Here is a 20,220-nt window from a genome sequence, read left to right as displayed (position 1 = left end):
CGTGGCGGTCGCCGCCGCGGCCGCCGCGGTGATCACGTTCACGTCGACGGGGCGGGACACTCGTGGGGGCGAAATGCGACGATGCGGGGTGAACCCGCGGACGTGCGAACCCGGTTCGGTGTGTGCGGGCAGGTCCGGTGAGGTGCGTACGCGTCGTGCGTCCGCCACGGACACGCGGTGGAGCTTCGAGGTGCGGAGTTGGTCGGGGTGAGTCAGGGACGGAACCTGTGGTTGCGGCGCTTCCACTCGGTGGAGCACGGCGACGGCACCGCGGGGAATCCGGCGTTCGAGTTGATCTGCTTCCCGCACGCCGGCGGCTCCGCCGCCTACTGGCGCGGGCTCGCCGTGGAACTCGCCCCGGTGGTGGACGTCCTGGCGGTGCAGTACCCGGGGCGGCTCGACCGTCTGCACGAGCCACCCGTCGAGGACCTCCATCGGCTCGCGGACCTGGTCGTCGCGGAGCTGGGGCCGCCGGGCGACCGCCCCCGGGCGCTGCTCGGGCACAGCATGGGTGCCTCGCTCGCGTACGAGGTGGCCGTGCGGCTGGCGCGCGTGCCCGGAGGCCAGCCGCTACTGCTCGTGCTGTCGTGCCGTCGCGCGCCGGACGCCGCCCGCAGGCGGCCCCGGGACTGGCCGCGGGACGACGCCGAACTGATCGCCCGGGTACGGACGCTGGGCGGCACGGAGTCCGCGCTCCTCGACGACCCCGAACTGCTCGATGTGATCCTGCCCGCGCTGCGCGGGGACTACCGGGCGCTCGCCACGTACGAGCCCACCCTCGGCCGGACCCTGTCCTGTCCCGTCGTGGCCCTGACGGGGGACCGGGATGCCGAGGTGCCCGTCGAGGACCTCCGGGACTGGCGGGAGTGCACCTCGGGCGACTTCCGCACGCGCGTGTTCGAGGGCGGGCACTTCTTCCTGAACGACCACGTGGGGGAGGTGGCCGAGCTGATCCGCGGCATGCTCCCCGCGTCCGCGGGGTGAGCGGGGGTGGTCGTACCGGCCGACGCGGCCGGGCCGGTGGCACCGTCAGTGGGGCTGCGAGGATGTGCCCATGGAGCCGTCGAAGGTCGTACACGGGTTGTGGGATCGCATGCAGGCGCGGGACTGGGCGGGCGTGGGGGAGCTGCTCGCCCCCGATGTCGTCGTCGAGTGGCCGGTCAGCGGTGAACGGATCGTGGGCCGGGAGGACTACGTTCGCGTCAACGCGGAGTATCCGGAGGGGTGGTCGGTCCGGGTCCTGCGGATCGTGGCCGAGGGCGAGGAGGTGGCGTCGGAGGTCGAGGTGCCGCACCGGACGATGGGCGTGCACCGTGTCGCGTCGTTCTGGACCGTGCGCTCCGGACGGATCGTCGCCGGCCGGGAGTACTGGAGCGAGCTGGGCTCGGATCCGTCGCCGGAGTGGCGGTCCGGCCTGGTGGAGCGCCTGTAGGAGGGGGCCGGCGGAGCGCGGCACATCCTCTCCCGGACGGCCCTCGAAAGCGGCGATCGAGCACCTGACCAGGAGTTGGGCCCTCGAACTGGCACCGGAAGGCGTGCGGGTGAACGCGGTCGCTCCCGGGCCCGTCGAGAGTGACGCCCTGACCGCCGCCGGCCTTCCCCCTGCCGAGGTCGTGCAGATCAAGAAGGCGGAGGCCGCCCGTATTCCCCTGGGCCGCCGGGGCAGGCCGGAGGAGATCGCCGTGTGGGTCCTTCGGCTGGCGGACCCGACGACGGAATGGCCCACCGGCCAGGTCCTCACCGTCGACGGCGGCCTGGAAGTCACGTGACGCCTCCGTGCGTGCGGACGCGTTCCCTACCGGCGGGTGCGGACGAGCAGATACAGGAAGTACGGTGTGCCGATCACCGCCGTCATCAGGCCTGCGCCGAGCTGCGCCGGGGCGATCACGGTACGGCCCAGCAGGTCGGCGACGCACACGAGGGAGGCGCCGAGGAGCACCGCCACCGGAACCACCCGGAGGTGTTGCCGGCCCACCAGCGCGCGTGCCGCGTGCGGGGCGACGAGCCCCACGAAGCCGATCGTGCCGGCCGCGGCCACGGCGGTGGCCGTGAGCAGGACGCTCAGGACGAGGAAGCCCAGACGCCCCCGCGCCAGAGCGAGCCCCAGCAGCCTCGGCGTGTCCTCGTCCAGTGACACCAGGTCGAGTTCGGTGCGCCGCACGACCGCGACGAGTACGCCCACCGCCAGCACGGCCGCGAGCGGAAGCACGTCGACCGCGTTCCGCCCGTAGGTGGAACCCGACAGCCAGGTCAGTGCCTTCGTCGCGTTGAACGGGTCGGTGAGCACGATGAGCAGGCTGATCAGCGCGGCAGAGCCGGTGGCGACACCGAAGCCGACGAGAACGAGCCGGTTCTGCTGGAAGCCGCCCCGCGCGGCGAGTCCGAACACGACGACGGAGCCGGCCGCCGCGCCCGCGAACGCCGCGCCGGCCACGCCCCACGACCCGGCCGAGGCCACCGTCGTCACCAGGAGAACGGCACCCAGCGCGGCGCCGCCGGACACGCCCAGGATGGCGGGCTCGGCCAGCGGGTTGCGGGTCACGGCCTGGACGAGCGTCCCGGCCAGGGCGAGCGCCGCGCCCGCGCACAGTGCCGCGAGGACCCGGGGCACGCGGGTGTCCAGGACGAACCCGACCGTGCGACCGGCCCTGCCCTGCGCCCAGTTCATCACGTCGCCGAGCAGCAGCTTGCTGTCGCCCAGCAGCACCGCGGCGATCGTCACGCCGACGAGCACGGCCACCAGCACGGTCGCCGTCGTCAGGAAGACGGCCCGGCTGCGGATGCGCAGCCGGTCGCCGGCCGCGGCGCCCGCGCCGTCCTTGACCCGGGCGGCCATCACGACCAGGAACAGGGCTCCGACGAGGCTGGTGGCCACGCCCGTCGGCACGGCGACCGCCACATCGGCGGGCACGACGGCGCGCAGGAGCACGTCCGAGCCGAGGACGAGCACGGCACCGGCCAGTCCGGCGACGGGAATTCCGCCACGTGCCCGGGAGTACCCGCGGAACCTGCGCGCCAGGGGCCGGACGAGAGCGGGGGCGCACAGGCCCACGAAGCCGATCGGCCCGGCGAGCGTCACCGCCGCCGCCGAGAGCAGCGCCGCGAGGACGACCACCGTGACTCGGGTCGCCCGGACGGGGACGCCGAGCCCGCGCGCGGCGTCCTCGCCGAGCGCCAGCGCGTCGAGCCTGCGGGCGACGAGCAGCAGTCCGACGAGGCCGATGACACCGAGCGGCACCATCTGCAGTACGCCGTCGTAACCGCTCTGGGAGATGCTGCCCTGGTTCCATCGGTAGAGCCCCTCGGTCTGCTGCGGGAACAGCAGCAGCAGCGCCTCGGTGATGGCGGTCAGCCCGAGCATGAGGGCACTGCCGGCGAGGACGAGACGTACGGTTCCGGTGCCCAGGCCCGACAGCCCGAGCACGACGGCCGCCGCCACGAGACCGCCCGCGAACGCCACACCGGAGGAGGCGAGGAGCGGCAGCGAGACGCCGGTGACGGCGGTCAGGCCGAGGGCCAGATAGGAACCGGCGTTCACCGCGAGGGTGTCGGGCGAGGCGAGGACGTTGCGGCTGACCGCCTGGAGGGCGGCGCCCGCCATGCCGAGCACGGCCCCTACGAGCAGTCCCGCGGTCATACGGGGCAGCCGGGAGGCGATGATGACGGACGCGTCGTCCGGGTCGGCGCGCCCGGTGAGCGCCTTCCAGACCTCGGGCGCGCCGACGGCGGCCGTGCCCTGGGTGATGTCGACGACCGCGAGGGCCGTGACGAGGAGGAGCAGTGCGGCCGTCACCGCGGCCGCGCCCGTCCGGGACGGGGCCGCCGGCGGACGGGTGGCGGGTGGGGAAGCGGTGACGGCCATGGGTGTTACTTCGTCAGCGCCTGGACCGCGGCGTCGACGTACTTGCCCATCGACTCGGGGCCGCCGAACATCCAGATGCCGTCGGGCAGCCGGTGGACGTTGCCCTTCTTCACGAACGGCAGCGACGTCCACACCTTGTCCTTGGCGAGGACGCCGGTGAACGGGGTGCTGGCCTTGTCGCCGTCGCTTCCGATGTAGGCGAACTGCACGTCGCCGAGCTTGGTGAGGCCCTCCACGTCGGTCGCGGCGAGCCCGTAGCTCGGGTCGCCCTTGACCGTCCAGGCGTTCTTCAGACCGAGCTTCTCGTTGACGGCGCCGATGAGCGAGCCGCTGGTGTAGGGCCGGATCGAGACCTGGTTGGAGACGACGTAGCCGTCGGCGAAGGCGTACTTCGTGCCGGCGAGACCGGCGTCGGCGAGAGCCTTCCTGCCCTCGGCGAGCTTGGCGTCGAAGTCCTTCTTGAGCTTCTCGGCCTGCTCGGTGGTGCCGGTGGCCTTCGCGATGAGGTCGAGGTTCTCGGTCATCCGGCCGATCGGGTCCGCCGCGTCGGCGGCACGGACCTCCAGGACCGGCGCGACCTTGCGCAGCTGCTTCACGGCGGCCGGCGGCAGGTCGTTCGTCGCGACGATCAGGTCGGGCGCAAGGGACGCGATCGTGTCCATGCTCGGCTCGCCGCGCGTGCCGATGTCCTTGGGCTCGTTCTTCAGCGGGACCGCGGTGTCCCAGGTCTTGTAGCCCTTGACGTCGGCGACACCGACGGGGTCGACGCCCAGCGACACCAGGCTCTCGACGACGTTCCATTCGGTGCCGACGACCTTCTTGGCAGGCCCGTCGAGCTTCACCTCCGTGCCGGTCGAGTCGGTGAGGGTGATCGGCTCGGCGGACGTCTTCTTCGCGTCGTCGGCGGCGGGCTCGGTCGTCCCGCAGGCGGTCAGGGTGAGGGCCGCCGAGGTCGCGACCGCGGCGGTGAGGAGGAGGCGTCTCATGAGGTGGTACTGAGCCTTTCGGTTCGCGAGTGGTGTCGGCCGATCGCGCGGGTGCGCAGCCGGCCGGTCAGGGGATCGGTGTCGACTTCGAGGCGGATTCCGTAGGTGTCGGTCAGCCGCCGGGCGGTGAGGACGTCCTCGGGGAGTCCGTCGGCGATGATCCGGCCTTCGTGGAGCAGCACGATCCGGTCGGCCACGGCCGCGGCCTGGTCGAGGTCGTGCAGGACGGTGCCGACGGCGATACCGTGCTCGTCCGCGAGGTCGCGGACGAGGTCGAGGAGTTCGACCTGGTAGCGCAGGTCGAGATACGTGGTCGGTTCGTCGAGGAGCACCACGCCGGTCTCCTGGGCGAGACAGCAGGCGAGCCATACGCGCTGCAGCTGGCCGCCGGAGAGATGCTCCGCTCCCCGGTCGGCGAGCTCCGCGACGCCGGTCATGGCGAGCGCGCGGTCCACCGCCGCCCGCCCGCCCGGGTCCACCTTGCCCCAGCGGCTCCGGTACGGGTACCGGCCGAACTCGACGACGTCCCGCACGGTGAGTCCGCCGGGCGTGGGACGCCCCTGCGTCAGCAGGGCCACATGGCGCGAGAACTGGCGCGGCGTCATGGCCAGCCCGTCCGTGCCGCCGTCGATGACGACGGTCGCGGTCCTGGGGCGTTGCAGCCGCGCCAGGGTGCGCAGCAGCGTGGACTTCCCACTGCCGTTGGGCCCCACCAGGACGGTCACCTCGCCGGGCCGAAGCGTCAGGGACGCGTCGTGCACGACGTCGACACGGTCGTAGGCCACGGTGACACCCGTGGCCGACAGCTCATGACCGCGGGGACCGGGGGCCGCGGAGTTCTCTTCAGGGACTCTCACGGCGCAAAGGTTAGCCTAACCTTATGACCATCCGGGAAGGGTGGGGTGGAGGGCGCAAGGGGCGAACCGGCCATATTTTGTCAAACGCGGCACTCGGAGTCGGCCTAGACGGCGGACCCTGCCGACGCCCGGCCGATTCTGCCGGGTCGCCGGACGGGCCGACGGCTGCACGTACACAACGAAGCCGCGCCGGTGGCCGGCGGGAAGACGAAGGATCCCCGCCGGACCGGAGCTCGCCACGGCTGCCGACCGGCCGGAGCCCCGCCCCGCCGGCGCCTCGTCACATCGCCGCGCCCCGGCCGCTCGTACGGTCATGAGGGCCGGAACGACGGCGAAGCGCGCTCACGGCCGGCAGATCACGTACACCACCGTGTTCACGTTGCTGTTGACGCCGCTTCCGACCTGGGACTGGAAGCCCGTGGGAGGGGTGCCGACGGGACGGTCGGTTCCCTGGAACGAGACAGGCGCGCCCGAGGTGGAGTTGACGTTGTAGGCGCCGCCGCCGGTGGCGTACATGCCGGCCGGGCACGTGGCCGTGTTGAGCGTCGTGGAGCTCTGCGGGCCGGCGAGAGTGCGCGTCACCGTCACACTCTGCGCTCCCGTGTTGCCGGCGCCCTGAGGCCCCTGCGCACCGGTGGTGCCCTGGAACCCCTGGGTTCCCTGGGGTCCCTGGGCCCCGATGGTGCCCTGGGGACCCGTGGAGCCCGTTCCGCCGGTCGAGCCCTGGGTGCCCTGCGTACCCTGTGCACCGGCCGCGCCCTGGGCGCCGATGGTGCCCTGCGGGCCGGTGGAACCCTGGGCGCCGGCCGGGCCCTGGGTGCCCTGCGGACCGGTCTGGCCCTGGAACCCCTGGGAGCCCTGCGTTCCCGCCGCGCCCTGCGGGCCGGTGGAACCCTGGGCACCGGTCGACCCCTGGGGACCTGCCGAACCCGCCGTTCCCTGGGCACCCTGTGCACCCGTCGCGCCCTGAGTGCCACTGAGACCCTGCGGGCCGGTGGCACCCTGTTCACCGGCGGAACCCTGGACGCCCTGCGTTCCCTCGGCTCCCTGCGCACCCGTGGTGCCCTGGAGACCCTGAGGGCCGACCGCGCCCTGGACGCCTTGTGTCCCGGTGGCGCCGGTGTCGCCTTGTGCGCCTGCCGTGCCTTGGGGGCCCGCCGCGCCCTGGGCTCCCTCGACGCCCTGGACGCCTTGTGTCCCGGTGGCGCCGGTGTCGCCTTGTGCGCCTGCCGTGCCTTGGGGGCCTGTCGCGCCCTGGGCTCCCTCGACGCCCTGGACGCCTTGTGTCCCGGTGGCGCCGGTGTCGCCCTGTGCGCCTGCCGTGCCTTGGGGGCCCGCCGCGCCCTGGGCGCCGTCCGACCCCTGGGCGCCCTGAGCACCCTGGGTGCCGGCGTCGCCCTGGACCCCGGCCGTACCCTGGGTGCCCGCCGCGCCCTGAGGACCTGGCGTCCCCTGGACGCCTTGTGTCCCGGTGGCGCCGGTGTCGCCCTGTGCGCCCGCTGTGCCTTGGGGGCCCGCCGCGCCCTGGGCGCCGTCCGACCCCTGCGCACCCTGCGGCCCGGTCGTTCCCTGGAAGCCCTGGACGCCGTCCGTACCCGCTGCTCCCTGGGCCCCGACCGAGCCCTGCGGCCCGGCCGCACCCTGCGGACCCTCCGCGCCCTGGGCGCCCACGGTTCCCTGGGCTCCTTCGGCGCCTTGTACGCCTGTTGAGCCCTGGGTTCCTTGGGTGCCTTGGGTGCCGGGGGTGCCTTGGGCTCCGTCGGATCCCTGAACACCCGTTGCGCCTTGGGTGCCTTCGGCTCCTTGGAATCCCTGGGCTCCCGGGGTGCCTGCGGGGCCTTGTGCTCCGTCCGCGCCCTGGGCTCCTTCGGGGCCTTGTACGCCTGTTGAGCCCTGGGTTCCTTGGGTGCCTTGGGTGCCGGGGGTGCCTTGGGCTCCGTCGGATCCCTGAACACCCGTTGCGCCTTGGGTGCCTTCGGCTCCTTGGAATCCCTGGGCTCCCGGGGTGCCTGCGGGGCCTTGTGCTCCGTCCGCGCCCTGGGCTCCTTCGGGGCCTTGTACGCCTGTTGAGCCCTGGGTTCCTTGGGTGCCTTGGGTGCCGGGGGTGCCTTGGGCTCCGTCGGATCCCTGAACACCCGTTGCGCCTTGGGTGCCTTCGGCTCCTTGGAATCCCTGCGTGCCCTGTGCGCCCACAGCGCCCTGTGCTCCGTCGGATCCCTGAACACCCGTTGCGCCTTGGGTGCCTTCGGCTCCTTGGAATCCCTGCGTGCCCTGTGCGCCCACAGCGCCCTGTGCTCCGTCGGATCCCTGAACACCCGTTGCGCCCTGGGTGCCTTCGACGCCCTGGGCGCCTTGGGTCCCCTGGGTACCCGGCGCTCCTTGTACTCCGTCGGACCCCTGTGCTCCGGTGGTGCCCTGTGGGCCTTCGGCTCCCTGGAACCCCTGAGACCCCTGGGTGCCCACAGCGCCCTGAGCCCCGGTCGGCCCCGCCGGACCGGCGGTGCCCTGGAACCCCTGGGTGCCCTGTCCGCCCGTGTCTCCCTGGACTCCGGCCGCTCCTTGCGGACCCGCCTCCCCCTGGACTCCCTGCGGTCCCACTTCGCCAGGGTCTCCCTGGGCGCCGGTCGCGCCCTGCGGACCACCGGCGGGCCCCTGAGCACCGTCCGCCCCCTGCGGCCCTTGCGGACCCCCGGAAGGCCCCTGCGGCCCCTCCTCGCCCTGCGGCCCCGCGACGCCCTGAGCACCCGCGGCCCCTTGGAAGCCCTGCGGACCGGCCTCACCCGTGGTGCCCTGAACACCGTCGGATCCCTGCGGGCCGACGATCCCCTGTGAACCCTGCGGCCCCTGCACACCGGTGGAGCCCTGGGTGCCGACGATCCCCTGGGCACCCGTCGCCCCTTGGACGCCTTGCAGCCCCTGCTCCCCGTCTGACCCCTGAGCGCCCTCCGACCCCTGAGGACCGGGATCCCCCTCGTTCCCCATCACGCCCTGGGCGCCCTGCGTACCCTGTTCCCCGTCCGCGCCCTGCGCTCCCACGGACCCCTGCGGACCGAGTGTGCCGTCGCCTCCGGTTGCGCCCTGGGTGCCCTGCGGGCCCTGTTCACCGTCGGTTCCCTGGGCGCCGTCCGCACCCTGTGGGCCTGGGACGCCCTGGGATCCGAACGCTCCCTGGACGCCCTGCAGTCCTTGTTCTCCGTCGGAGCCCTGGGCTCCTACGGAGCCTTGCGGGCCGGACACTCCGTCGCTGCCGGTCGCGCCTTGGGTCCCTTGCGGGCCCTGTTCGCCTGCCGTCCCCTGGGCGCCGTTGGATCCTTGTGCGCCCGCGAGACCCTGTGGGCCGTCGGCTCCCTGGAGTCCCTGCAGTCCTTGTTCTCCGTCGGGGCCTTGGGCTCCTACGGAGCCTTGCGGGCCGGAGACCCCGTCGCTGCCGGTTGCGCCCTGGGTGCCCTGCGGGCCGGCTTCGCCCGAGGTTCCCTGGGCGCCGTCCGCACCCTGTGGGCCTGGGACGCCCTGGGATCCGAACGCTCCCTGGATCCCTTGCGGGCCCTGTTCACCGTCGTCCCCCTTGGCGCCCACGCTTCCCTGCGGGCCAAAGACCCCGTCGCTGCCGGTCGCGCCCTGGGTGCCCTGCGGGCCCTGCTCACCCGCCGTCCCCTGCGCGCCGTTCGTCCCCTGCGCGCCTTCGGCCCCCTGTGCGCCCGTGGAGCCCTGCGGGCCAGCGGAGCCCTGCGGACCCTCCGCGCCGAGAGGCCCCTGGGCTCCCGCGGAGCCCTGCGGACCCGATGAACCCTGGACTCCTTGCGTTCCCTGCTCACCCGCCGCGCCCTGGGTGCCATCGGCTCCCTGTACGCCGGTCGACCCCTGGACTCCTGCCGCGCCCTGGAACCCCTGGCTGCCTTGCTCACCGGCGGCACCCTGGGCGCCGTCCGAGCCCTGGGCGCCGCTCGACCCCTGCGGACCCGCCGCGCCCTGCGAGCCTTGCGATCCCTGCTCACCCGCGGTTCCCTGGGCGCCGTCCGAGCCCTGGGCGCCGCTCGACCCCTGCGGACCCGCCGCGCCCTGCGAGCCTTGCGATCCCTGCTCACCCGCAGTTCCCTGGGCGCCGTCCGAGCCCTGCGCCCCGGAAGCCCCCTCGCTGCCGACCGCGCCCTGGGAGCCCTGGGAGCCCTGTGTGCCGACGGGGCCCTGGGCGCCGTCCGAGCCCTGTGGGCCCAGTGAGCCCTGGGCTCCGGCCGAACCCTGCGACCCCTGGGGGCCGTCCGCGCCCTGGGAGCCGTCCGAACCCTGGGCACCCGTCGATCCCTGGGATCCCTGGGAGCCCTGTGTGCCGCCGGGGCCCTGGGCGCCGTCCGAGCCCTGTGGGCCCAGTGAGCCCTGGGCTCCGGCCGAACCCTGCGACCCCTGAGGGCCGTCCGCGCCCTGGTCCCCGGCTGCGCCCTGTGGACCGGCCGCTCCCTGGAAGCCCTGGACGCCGTCCGTACCCGCTGCTCCCTGGGCGCCGCTCGAACCCTGGGAGCCGGTCGATCCCTGGGAGCCCTGGGAGCCCTGCGTACCGACCGCCCCCTGGGAGCCGGTCGACCCCTGGGCGCCGCTCGAACCCTGGGAGCCGGTCGATCCCTGGGAGCCCTGGGAGCCCTGCGTACCGACCGCCCCCTGGGAGCCGGTCGACCCCTGCGGGCCGGCGACCCCCTGGGAGCCGGTCGAGCCCTGGGGGCCCTGCGAGCCCTGTGCCCCCGTCTCCCCCTGAGGACCCTGGGCCCCGGACCCCTGCGGGCCGGTGGAACCCTGGTGACCCTGAGGGCCCTGCGCCCCCTGGGGCCCCTGCGTCCCTCCCGGCCTCCCCGGCCGGTCCGGGTCGTCGTGTCCGGGCCTGCCGGGCCGGTCCCCCCGGTCGTCGTCGTCGTTCGGAGGACGGGGCTTGAAGTCGGCGCTCACCGCGCCCTTCGGACCATGGCCGGTACGCGCCCGCTCCAGCGCGTCGGCCACGGCGTCCGTCGTCGAGAGCGCGTTCGCCGCCACCACCAGGGCACTGGCCAGCGACAGCGTGCGGGCGACCCTGAGACGGGCCTGTCGAAGTGAAATCCTCATGCGTGAAATTCCCCCATGTGCACGGTCAAGGGACCTGCCTGGTTGGAGTGTTGTTTCCGGAAACACGCGTACGCCATGACGACGCGGCCGGTCACAATATCCACCCGCTTGCGCTCGTCCACGGTCACCGGTGGGAATTCGGTGCCGCGTTTTCACCCGGCCGGCCTGCCTCCGTACGGACCAGCCGGACTGCAGCTCGGAAGGGTCGTACGTCGGCCGGGAAGGACAGCGGCGGCCATGCGGCACGCCGAATTCCGGTCCGCGCCGGCACCTCGTCGCCACAATGGTCCGGCCGTTTCATCGGTGTTGGCGCACCGGTGGAATTCGCGCCGGCACCGGAATGGCTCGGATGCACCGGACGGCCGTCCGGAAAGGAAATACGGCAACGGGGGAAAAGTCCTCATGGGCGTTCGGGCTGGGCAGGGGTGGGGCCGGTGGCGGAACAAGCGGCGGCACGCGACAGCGCGGCGGGCACCCCGAGTCCGGGCCGGCCGGGGGGAACGACTCGCCGAGAGACGGGTTGGGGCCCGGTCACACCTCGTCACGGCATGCTTCCTCCTGCAACTTCCTCATTCGAGAGAGCAACAACGTGGCCATGCACAAGTCGTCCGAGGCGCTCGGTACGGACACCTACGAAGACGAACTTCCCGTCCGGCGCCGGCGGCCCGGCAACGTGGTCGTGAAGTGGCTCACCACCACCGACCACAAGACGATCGGCACGCTCTACCTGTCGACGTCGTTCTTCTTCTTCTGCATCGGCGGGATCATGGCGCTCTTCATGCGTGCCGAACTCGCCCGTCCGGGTACGCAGATCATGTCGAACGAGCAGTTCAACCAGGCGTTCACGATGCACGGCACCGTGATGCTGCTGATGTTCGCGACGCCGCTGTTCGCCGGATTCGCCAACTGGATCATGCCGCTGCAGATCGGCGCGCCGGACGTGGCGTTCCCGCGGCTGAACATGTTCGCGTACTGGCTGTACCTCTTCGGCTCGCTCATCGCGGTGGGCGGCTTCCTGACCCCGAACGGTGCGCCGGACTTCGGCTGGTTCGCCTACTCCCCGCTGTCGAACGCCGTTCACACTCCGAACGTCGGCGCCGATCTCTGGATCATGGGTCTGGCCTTCTCCGGCTTCGGCACGATCCTCGGCTCGGTCAACTTCATCACCACGATCATCTGCATGCGCGCCCCGGGTATGACGATGTTCCGCATGCCGGTGTTCTGCTGGACCGTGCTGCTGACCGGTGTGCTGGTCCTGCTGGCCTTCCCGGTGCTCGCCGCGGCCCTGTTCGCGCTGGAGGCGGACCGCAAGTTCGGCGCCCACATCTTCGACGCTTCCAACGGCGGCGCCCTGTTGTGGCAGCACCTCTTCTGGTTCTTCGGCCATCCGGAGGTGTACATCATCGCGCTGCCGTTCTTCGGCATCATCTCGGAAGTCGTGCCCGTCTTCAGCCGCAAGCCGATCTTCGGCTACATCGGCCTGGTGGCCGCGACCATCGCGATCGCCGGTCTGTCCGTGACCGTGTGGGCCCACCACATGTACGTCACCGGCGGAGTGCTACTGCCGTTCTTCTCCTTCATGACCTTCCTGATCGCCATCCCCACGGGTGTGAAGATCTTCAACTGGGTCGGCACGATGTGGAAGGGCTCGCTGTCCTTCGAGACCCCGATGCTCTGGGTGATCGGCTTCCTGATCACCTTCACCTTCGGTGGTCTGACCGGCGTCATCCTGGCCTCGCCCCCGATGGACTTCCACGTCTCCGACTCGTACTTCGTCGTCGCGCACTTCCACTACGTCGTCTTCGGCACCGTGGTCTTCGCGATGTTCGCCGGATTCCACTTCTGGTGGCCGAAGTTCACGGGCAAGATGCTGGACGAGCGCCTCGGCAAGATGACCTTCTGGGCGCTGTTCATCGGCTTCCAGGGAACGTTCCTGGTCCAGCACTGGCTGGGTGCCGAGGGCATGCCGCGCCGTTACGCGGACTACCTGGCCGCCGACGGCTTCACCGCGCTGAACACCGTCTCGACGATCAGCTCGTTCCTGCTCGGCCTGTCGATCCTCCCGTTCCTCTACAACGTGTGGAAGACGGCCAAGTACGGCAAGAAGATCGAGGTCGACGACCCGTGGGGCTTCGGCCGTTCGCTCGAATGGGCGACGTCCTGCCCGCCGCCGCGGCACAACTTCCTCACCCTGCCGCGGATCCGCTCCGAGTCCCCGGCGTTCGATCTGCACCACCCGGAAGTCGCATCGAGCGACGAGGCGAGTGTCACCGGCTACCGGGACGTGATCGAACCGGGCAAGGGCGCGGCGCCTCCGCTCGGCGACGACAAGGGCGACCGGTGAGCGGTGTGGGAGGCGGAGCCCGCGACAGCGCCGACACGGCGGCGGGCTTCGCACGGCTGGAGGGCTATCTGATGGCCAACGCCCATGTCGTCGCGGCCCGGACGGCGGCCGAAGGGCTCGCCGACCGGATGCCCTGGCTGACGGCCGACGAGCGCACGGAGCTCGTGCGCCTCAGTACCGCGGACCGCATCCAGGCGTCCCGGGAGCAGTTCGAGGCGGTGGCGGGGCGGGCGCGCGAACTGGAGGCCCAGTACGACGCCCGCTACCGGGAACTGCGGCGCCGTGTCCTGTGCCGGACGGTCGCCTGCCTCGTCGCCTGTCTCACGCTCTGCGCGACGACCATCGTCCTCACCGCGCTCCGGTGACGCCGGGGCCGGTCCGGGACCGCACGCGGACCGGCCCCGGCCGCCGGCGTGACGATGGAAGGGCAAGGGAGTACCGCCGGCCGTGAAGGAGTCCACCGTGGCAGCCGAAGACACCAACCCGCAGGCCGGACCGATCAGCATCGTGTCGACGGCCGACGGTCTGCGCGCAGAGGTCGTCCTGACCGGGGACATCGGGGCCGCGACCCTGCGCGAACTGGAAGAACGCCTTGACGCGAGCCCGCTGGCCGAGGCCGCCGAGTGGGTGGTGGAGATGAGCGGGGTCACCCACCTCGACCTCGCGTGTGCGTACGCGCTCCTTCGGGCGGCCGGCCTTCGCGCGGACCCCGCGGCGCTGACCATCCGAGGGGCGCGGCGCACGGTCCGGCGGACGCTGCGCCACGCCGGGCTCGACGCGGTCGCCACGATCGAGGAGTGAGGAGGTCGACCTGTGCGTCGAGGCCGCGCTACCGCCGCCCAGCGGGCCGGTCCGTGCCGTGCCGCCGAAGCCCGCCGCGGCCGAAGCGGACGAGGGAGGCCGCACGGGGTCCCGCCGGAGGCCGAACGTGTGGCGGTCAGCCTCCCACGGCCTCCGCCCAGCCCCGGTCGACCGTCAACCTCGCCTTCCGCAGTTGTGCGTCCGTGGGGAACCGGGGCTCGCCCTCGACCGTCGGCAGCTTCGCGGCTGCGGCCTCGTCGAGGGTGCCGTCCTCGCGCATGGTCTCCATCAGGACCGGACGAGCGTAGCCCTTGAGCCGGAGGTTCTGGCCCGTCGTGCCGAAGAGGTACTCCTGCCACAGGCGGGCGGCTGCCGGGTGGGGGGCGTTCCGGTTGACGGCCAGGGCGTAGTACTGGGCGAAGCTGCCGTCGAAGGGGATCGCGACCTGCCAGTCCACGCCCTTGCCGCGGAACCGGTCCGCGTAGTCGAGATTGACGTAGTCCCAGTCGATGCTGATGGGGGTCCTGCCGGTCTCGACCGCTGCCGAGGTGGACTCGACCGGGTTGAAGTTGCCGCGGTCGTGGAGTTCGGCGAAGAAGTCCAGGCCGGGGGTGATGTCGTCGAACGACCCTCCGTTCGCGAGGGCGGCGGCGTAGACCCCCGCGAAGGCGGTGTTGGAACGGGTGGGGTCGCCGTCGAGCGAGACCATCCCCTTGTACCGGGGGTCCAGCAGATCGGCGAAGGTCCGGGGGCAGGGGCTGACGCGGCGGGCGTCGCAGCCGATGGAGATGTAGCCGCCGTAGTTGTTGGTCCAGCGGCCCTCCTCGCCGTCCTTCTGGTTGTCCGGTACCGAGCCGTAGGCGGCCACCCGGTACGGCGCGAGCAGGTTCTCGCGGACCGCCGTCCGGGCGAACGTGTCCCCCACGTCGACGACGTCGGGGGCGTTGGCGCGCTTCCCGCTCCTCCTGACGGCGTCGATCTCGTCCTGACTGGAGCCCTGGGGATCGTCGACCGTGACCTTGATCCCGTACGTCTTCTCGAAGTCGTCGATCAGGCCACCGTAGTTGGCCCAGTCCCGTGGAAGCGCGATCGCGTTCAGCGCACCCTCCTTCTTCGCCGCGGCGATCAGCCTGCTCATGCCTCCCGCCTCCTGCACGGAGGTGGCGACCGACGGCTCGACGGGCGCGTCCTCGGGCGTCTCGGCGCAACCGACCAGCAGCGCGAGGGTGAGGCAGGCCGCGGTGGCCGCCGTTCGGGCACGGGGTACGGTCACGATTGCTCCAGGACGCGAGGGTCGGGAAGGAACGAACGGGGACGTAGGAGCAGGGACGTACGGGAAGGAGCGGACCCGCGGGCGGTCGTGCGGCTTCGTCAGGACGCCCCTCACGGTTCCGTGCCGTCCTGCTCACCTTCCCCGGAAAGCGGCTCCGCCTCGTCGAGCAGGAGCTCGGCGAGACCCTCCACCGACGGGCCGGCACCGCCGTGGAGGGGGAGCTCGGCCCAGATGACCTTGCCGGTCGGCGTGTAGCGGGTGCCCCAGCGTTCGGTGAACCGGGCGACCAGGAAGAGCCCGCGGCCGCCCTCGTCGGTGACCTCGGCCCGCCGTAGGCGTGGCGAGGTGCTGCTGCCGTCGGAGACCTCGCAGATCAGGGCCCGGTCGCGGACGAGCCGGACGGTGATGGGTTCGGAGCCGTAGTGGATCGCGTTGGTGATGAGTTCGCTGAGAACGAGTTCGGCGGCGAAGTCGAGCTGCCCGAGGCCCCACTCGCGGATCCGGCGGACGCAGGCTGCGCGCACGGGGGCGACCGCCGCCGGGTCGCGGGGCACCTGCCAGTCGGCGGTCCGGTTCGGGTCGAGACGGTGGGTGCGGGCCACCAGCAGCGCGATGTCGTCCCGGGGCCGGTCGGGGACCAGCGCGTCGACGACCGCGGCGCAGGTGGCCTCCGGGGACCGAACGGGCCCGGCCAGCGCCTCGCGCAGCGCGGCCAGGCCGACGTCCAGGTCGCGGTCCCGGTCCTCGATCAGCCCGTCGGTGAAGAGCACCAGCCGGGACCCCTCGGGCACCGTCAGTTCGGCGCTCTCGCCGGGCAGCCCCGCTCCGAGGCCCAGCGGCGGGGACACGGGCAGCCGGGGGAAGTCCACGGTCCCACCCGGGTGGACCACGGCCGGTCCGGGATGACCGGCGGTGGCGACCGCGAGTCGCCCGGAGGTGGGATCGTAGACGGCGTACAGGCAGGTCGCACCGGTGATGCCCCGGCCCTCCCCTTCGGCGGCGTCCTCGTCGCTGTCGATCTGGGCCACCAGGTCGTCCACACGACCCAGCAGTTCCTCCGGCGGGATGTCCAGGACGGAGAAGTTGTGCACGGCGGTGCGGAGTCGGCCCATGGTGGCCGCCGCGTGGAGACCGTGTCCCACGACATCGCCGACGACCAGCGCGACCCGGGCACCGGACAGCGGGATGACGTCGAACCAGTCCCCACCCACACCCGCGCGTGCGGGCAGATAGCGGTAGGCCACCTCCAGGGCCGACTGCTCAGGTACCCGGCTGGGCAGCAGGCTGCGCTGCAGTGTGACGGCCATGGTGTGCTCGCGGGTGTAGCGGCGGGCGTTGTCGATGCACACTGCCGCCCGGACGCCCAGTTCCTCGGCGAAGGACACGTCCTCCTCCTCGAACGGCGGGGAGCCGTCCGCCCGCCAGTAGTGGGCCGCTCCGAGCACCACTCCCCGGGCGCGCAACGGGACCACGATCAGGGAATGGATGCCGTGCTCCAGGACCCGCCGGGCGCGGTCGGGGTCCTGCGCCTGCCAGCCCTCGGAGGCGCTGAGGTCCTCGACCAGTACCGCCCGGCCGTCGGCCGCGCCGGCGGCCGCGGGGTGGGCGGGGACGAAGCGGATCAGCCTGCCGACCGGGTAGAGGAGGTGGTCCCCCTCCAGGCCCACGACGGCGGTGCGGCGCATCTCGGTGCTCGCACCGGAGGGTTCGTCGCCGTGCAGGACGGGGTCGAGGAGTTCCACGGAGACGATGTCGGCGAAGCGGGGGACCGCGACTTCGGCGAGTTCCTCGGCGGTGCGTGTGACGTCCAGGGTCGTGCCGATCCGCACCCCGGCGTCGTAGAGCAGTTGCAGCCGCCGGCGGGCGGTCTCGGCCCTGCCGGAAAGGGCCTGCAGTTCGGTGGTGTCCCGCAGCGTCACCACGCTGCTCGCCGGCCCCTGGGCGGCGGTGAACCGCTTGTTCACGGCGAGGAGCCGGTCACCCGCCAGGTGCACCTCGTCGGTGGCGGGGCGGTCGGACGTGAGCAGCGCGGCGAGGTCGGCGTTCAGCCCCAGCGCGCCCACACGGCGGCGTTCCGCGTCCTGCGGAAGTTCCAGCAGGCGGCGGGCCTCGTCGTTGGCCAGCAGCAGCCGGCCGTCGCCCCTGACGATCAGCACCCCTTCCCGTACGGCGTGGAGGACGGCGTCGTGATGCTCGTACATCCGGGTCATCTCCGCCGGTCCCAGGCCGTGGGTCTGTCTCCGGAGACGACGGCTCACCAGCGCCGAACCGCCCGCGGCGAGGGCGAGCGACCCGGCCGCGACGCCGAACAGGACGGGCAGTTGCCGGTTCACCCGGTCCTGCACGCTGCCCACCGTGACGACGGACGAGACGATGGCGACGACCGAGCCGCCGGTGTCCTTGACGGGGACGGCGGAGATGACGGAGAGCCCCAGCGCCCCCTGGAAGGTCCGGGTGAACGTCTTCCCCGCCGCCGCTTCCGCGTAGGGGCCGATGACGTGCTTTCCGATCTGCTTCGGATCGCTGTGGGTGAGGGTGATCCCGTCCGGCCGGTAGACGATGATGGCGTCGACGCCCGCGGCCCTGCGGACCGCCTCCGCGCTCGGCTGCAGCGAAGCGGTGGGGTCGGGACCCTCCAATGCCTCCTGCAGTCCCGGTGAGTTCGCGAAGGTCTGGGCCGCGGTGAGCGTCCGGTGCCGGGCGTCCGCCATGCTGTCACGGCGCGCCTGTACGACGAGGGCCACCATCGCGGCGAGGACCACCAGCACCACGACCGCCAGTTGCAGGAGGAACACCTGGCCGGCGAGGCTGCGCACGGTCAGCGGGGAACGCAGGCGGCCCAGCCGTCCCCGGGCGTTCCACCGGCCGGGCGCGTGATCACTCCCAGGGGACTTCGGCGATCCACGCCTTTTTCGCCCCGAAAATTGGTGCATGGAGCATTTCTATCGTTTTCGGGCGCCGGTCAGGGGGTGATCGGGGAGCGGGCCGCCCGGGCGGGGGCGCCGTGCATGGCGGCGCGCCGCGCCGGGCGAGGGCCCGCCCCGGAGGCGGCGGCCGGGGGACGCGCGCGGGCGGTCCTGTGTCGCGGGCCCTGGGCGGGGGAGTGGTGGCACAGGGCCCGTGCACGTGGTCGTGCGGCGCCGCCGGCCGTGTCCGTCTCGCCGGATCGGCCCGCTGCCCGCGCGGCGTGACGTGGTCCGGGAACGCGGTGCCGCGACCGCCGAACTCCCGTCGTGCCGCCGGTTCGGGCGGTCAGCCCGCCGGGGCGTCGACGACGGTGCCGTCCTCGTCGACCGTGTGCGTGCGCCAGTAGACGTCCCACTCGTCGTCGACCTGCTGCGGCACCTTGCCCTCGGGGTACCGCGTGTAGCCCTTCGGAGGCCGCTCCCCCTCGGGGACGCACGCGGAACCGGTGCTGCCCACCGCGATGACGGGGTACTCGCCCTGGCTGCAGATGTCGTCCCGGATGGAGCATCCGGTGAGCGCGGCCGCCGCCACCGCGGCGGTGAGCGCGGCGGCCGCGACGACGCGCCGCCCCCTGCGGCGCTCGGCGGTGCCGATGGGCCGGTCGATCCTGCGGGACACGTGCACGGCGGTCTCCTGCTCTGGTCGTTCGGTCTGCCCGTTCGTTCCGCACACCACTGTCGTCGACGTCGGCCGGCATGCCCTGAGTACGTCTACTCAGGAGTGCGTCCGCGGATACTCAGCGGTGCGTGCGGACCCGGCGGGGCGCCTGAGTGACAGCGGTGCGTGCGGACCCGGCGGGGCGTGCTCCGGTCGTACGTGACGGTCGGACCGCGTGCGCGTGCAGCACGGGACCGGCGGCCGGGAGCGGATCACCCGTCGGGAGTCCTATCGCGCTTCGCGCACGGCCGCGGAGACCAGATGATGGCGTGTCACGCGAGCGCACTCGTGCCAGAACGGTACGGCCGTCAGGTACGCCCCGAGCGCCGAGAGGATCCCGAGGGAGACGTCCACGCTCAAGCGCCCCTGTTCGGTCCAGTACACGTCCTGCAGATCGAGGAGCAGGGCGAACTCGTCGGCGATCAGGGCCGTTCCCGAGCCGTAGGCGGCGGCGACGGCCGGGTGGCCCACCGCGCGCTCGTCGCCGCGCACGGCGATGAGGCCGATGCCCGCCAGGGTCCCGATCCCGAAGTTGTAGTGGTGGAAGTGCCTGCCGGCGGTGGTGATGTTGCCCCAGGGCAGCCAGCCGTCGCGGATGCCGTGCGTGATGAGCCGGACCGCGCCCCAGGTGACGCCGAAGGAGAGCCACGTCACGATCAGCGACCTCTTGGTGGGCGTCAGGTGCTGATCCGCCGACTCGCGCCAGCGTGCGACGAGCCCCGGCCGCGGGCGGTCCCGCCGGTGGGAGTCACCGCTCATGGGGGCGGTGCTCCGGATCCGGTGGATCGGTACCGGCGTGCCGTTCCGCGGCTCCTCCTCCGACGGCGGCGCGTTCGCACGAGGTGCGGGAGGCGGGCCGGAAGGCCATGGCGACTGCGTTCATGCAGTCGCCGCAGTACTCGTCGCGGCCGTTCACGGCGTCCGGTGTCCACACCGCCGTGCCGCTGACCGGCCGGGTGCACAAGGCGTCGCCGTTGCGGTCGAGGGCGTGCCACAGGAGTGTGGTGCCGCCCTCGGCCGTTATCCGCTCGGCGCACATGCTGTACATCGGGCACCTCCGCCCCGGACGCCGTTGAGGTCCGGTTCCATGAGAGTCCCGGGCCGTTCGGACTGCCACTCAAACGCCACCGAACGGGTGAGGCGGACGGGCGGGCTGGTACGGGCCACGTCGTTTGAAGCGGAACTCACCCGGGCGGAGGCGGTCTTCGCCGGCCGGGTCCCGGCGGCACGACGAGCAGGACGGATCCGCGGCGTGAGGCGCCGGCGGATCCCGCGGTGCAGGGACGTCGCACGGACGTCCTTCGGCCCGCCGGATCCGAGGATCCACGCGTCACGGGTGTTTCAGTCGCCGATCGTCGGCGATCCGACTGGGGAAGGACGAACAT

The 20,220-nt window shown here is 72.7% G+C and carries 18 protein-coding genes; 9 read left to right on the top strand and 9 right to left on the bottom strand.

The features are described from left to right. Positions 1-207: 207 nt before the first annotated feature. The 3 genes from O7595_RS02975 to O7595_RS02965 all read left to right on the top strand — a co-directional run bounded on the left by O7595_RS02975 (position 208) and on the right by O7595_RS02965 (position 1,769). Positions 208-984: a thioesterase II family protein gene (locus O7595_RS02975; RefSeq protein ID WP_269727155.1), complete on the top strand. Its 777-nt coding sequence runs from the start codon at positions 208-210 to the stop codon at positions 982-984. A 70-nt stretch (positions 985-1,054) separates the two neighbouring features. Then, entirely contained in the window at positions 1,055-1,432 is a 378-nt protein-coding gene (locus tag O7595_RS02970; protein ID WP_269727154.1) for a nuclear transport factor 2 family protein, read from the top strand. After that, positions 1,314-1,769, top strand: a complete 456-nt coding sequence (locus O7595_RS02965) for an SDR family NAD(P)-dependent oxidoreductase (protein ID WP_269727153.1) — start codon at positions 1,314-1,316, stop codon at positions 1,767-1,769. The genes O7595_RS02970 and O7595_RS02965 overlap by 119 nt, the downstream gene beginning before the upstream one ends. Before the next feature lie 26 nt (positions 1,770-1,795). On the opposite strand, the gene O7595_RS02960 is transcribed toward O7595_RS02965, so the two are convergent. The 4 genes from O7595_RS02960 to O7595_RS02945 all read right to left on the bottom strand — a co-directional run bounded on the left by O7595_RS02960 (position 1,796) and on the right by O7595_RS02945 (position 7,376). Beyond that, complete coding sequence (locus O7595_RS02960) at positions 1,796-3,862, bottom strand: iron ABC transporter permease (RefSeq protein WP_269727152.1); 2,067 nt, start codon at positions 3,860-3,862, stop codon at positions 1,796-1,798. Between the two features lie 5 nt (positions 3,863-3,867). Then, the gene (locus tag O7595_RS02955; protein ID WP_269727151.1) at positions 3,868-4,848 is read right to left on the bottom strand and encodes an ABC transporter substrate-binding protein; all 981 of its coding nucleotides are present in this window, start codon (positions 4,846-4,848) and stop codon (positions 3,868-3,870) included. Continuing rightward, positions 4,845-5,705 (bottom strand): ABC transporter ATP-binding protein, encoded by an 861-nt coding sequence (locus tag O7595_RS02950; RefSeq protein WP_269727150.1) that lies wholly within the window; start codon positions 5,703-5,705, stop codon positions 4,845-4,847. Before O7595_RS02950 ends, O7595_RS02955 begins: the two co-directional genes overlap by 4 nt. A 342-nt stretch (positions 5,706-6,047) precedes the next feature. Next, positions 6,048-7,376, bottom strand: coding sequence for a collagen-like protein (locus O7595_RS02945; protein WP_269727149.1), 1,329 nt, complete (start codon positions 7,374-7,376; stop codon positions 6,048-6,050). 492 nt (positions 7,377-7,868) lie between these two features. Between O7595_RS02945 and O7595_RS02940 the strand changes: the two genes are divergently transcribed. The 6 genes from O7595_RS02940 (at position 7,869) to O7595_RS02915 (ending at position 13,938) form a co-directional block, all read left to right on the top strand. Next, the gene (locus O7595_RS02940) at positions 7,869-8,537 is read left to right on the top strand and encodes a hypothetical protein (protein WP_269727148.1); all 669 of its coding nucleotides are present in this window, start codon (positions 7,869-7,871) and stop codon (positions 8,535-8,537) included. Positions 8,538-9,017: 480 nt separating this feature from the next. After that, complete coding sequence (locus O7595_RS02935; RefSeq protein ID WP_269727147.1) at positions 9,018-9,491, top strand: hypothetical protein; 474 nt, start codon at positions 9,018-9,020, stop codon at positions 9,489-9,491. A 12-nt stretch (positions 9,492-9,503) separates the two neighbouring features. After that, entirely contained in the window at positions 9,504-9,923 is a 420-nt protein-coding gene (locus tag O7595_RS02930; RefSeq protein WP_269727146.1) for a hypothetical protein, read from the top strand. Between the two features lie 1,465 nt (positions 9,924-11,388). Next, positions 11,389-13,137: an aa3-type cytochrome oxidase subunit I gene (ctaD, locus tag O7595_RS02925; protein ID WP_269727145.1), complete on the top strand. Its 1,749-nt coding sequence runs from the start codon at positions 11,389-11,391 to the stop codon at positions 13,135-13,137. Next, positions 13,134-13,502: a hypothetical protein gene (locus O7595_RS02920; protein WP_269727144.1), complete on the top strand. Its 369-nt coding sequence runs from the start codon at positions 13,134-13,136 to the stop codon at positions 13,500-13,502. The genes ctaD and O7595_RS02920 overlap by 4 nt, the downstream gene beginning before the upstream one ends. A 97-nt stretch (positions 13,503-13,599) precedes the next feature. Beyond that, on the top strand, positions 13,600-13,938 hold the full coding sequence (locus tag O7595_RS02915) for an STAS domain-containing protein (RefSeq protein ID WP_269727143.1): 339 nt from the start codon (positions 13,600-13,602) through the stop codon (positions 13,936-13,938). A gap of 136 nt (positions 13,939-14,074) precedes the next feature. On the opposite strand, the gene O7595_RS02910 is transcribed toward O7595_RS02915, so the two are convergent. The 5 genes from O7595_RS02910 to O7595_RS02890 all read right to left on the bottom strand — a co-directional run bounded on the left by O7595_RS02910 (position 14,075) and on the right by O7595_RS02890 (position 19,883). After that, a complete protein-coding gene (locus O7595_RS02910) occupies positions 14,075-15,211 on the bottom strand; it encodes an ABC transporter substrate-binding protein (RefSeq protein ID WP_443071550.1) in 1,137 nt (378 codons plus the stop codon). Between the two features lie 110 nt (positions 15,212-15,321). Further along, a complete protein-coding gene (locus O7595_RS02905; RefSeq protein WP_332328111.1) occupies positions 15,322-18,027 on the bottom strand; it encodes a SpoIIE family protein phosphatase in 2,706 nt (901 codons plus the stop codon). A gap of 436 nt (positions 18,028-18,463) precedes the next feature. Further along, positions 18,464-18,796, bottom strand: a complete 333-nt coding sequence (locus tag O7595_RS02900; protein ID WP_269732345.1) for an SCO0607 family lipoprotein — start codon at positions 18,794-18,796, stop codon at positions 18,464-18,466. Between the two features lie 267 nt (positions 18,797-19,063). Continuing rightward, positions 19,064-19,594 carry a hypothetical protein gene (locus O7595_RS02895; protein WP_269727141.1) on the bottom strand — a complete coding sequence of 177 codons (531 nt, stop codon included), beginning with the start codon at positions 19,592-19,594 and terminating at the stop codon, positions 19,064-19,066. Further along, complete coding sequence (locus O7595_RS02890) at positions 19,584-19,883, bottom strand: hypothetical protein (protein ID WP_269727140.1); 300 nt, start codon at positions 19,881-19,883, stop codon at positions 19,584-19,586. Before O7595_RS02890 ends, O7595_RS02895 begins: the two co-directional genes overlap by 11 nt. Between the last annotated feature and the right edge of the window lie 337 nt (positions 19,884-20,220).

The sequence above is a fragment of the Streptomyces sp. WMMC940 genome, assembly GCF_027460265.1.
Lineage (GTDB): Bacteria > Actinomycetota > Actinomycetes > Streptomycetales > Streptomycetaceae > Streptomyces.
The sequence above is the reverse complement of the archived record's forward strand: the minus strand, read 5'-3'. Positions and strand labels throughout refer to the sequence as shown.

Bases quoted from the DNA above. Each gene is read 5' to 3' on its own strand.
- O7595_RS02970 (WP_269727154.1), top strand. From the start codon at position 1,055: ATGGAGCCGTCGAAGGTCGTACACGGGTTGTGGGATCGCATGCAGGCG.
- O7595_RS02960 (WP_269727152.1), bottom strand. From the start codon at position 3,862: ATGGCCGTCACCGCTTCCCCACCCGCCACCCGTCCGCCGGCGGCCCCG.
- O7595_RS02955 (WP_269727151.1), bottom strand. From the start codon at position 4,848: ATGAGACGCCTCCTCCTCACCGCCGCGGTCGCGACCTCGGCGGCCCTC.
- ctaD (WP_269727145.1), top strand. From the start codon at position 11,389: ATGCACAAGTCGTCCGAGGCGCTCGGTACGGACACCTACGAAGACGAA.
- O7595_RS02895 (WP_269727141.1), bottom strand. From the start codon at position 19,594: ATGAGCGGTGACTCCCACCGGCGGGACCGCCCGCGGCCGGGGCTCGTC.
- O7595_RS02890 (WP_269727140.1), bottom strand. From the start codon at position 19,883: ATGTACAGCATGTGCGCCGAGCGGATAACGGCCGAGGGCGGCACCACA.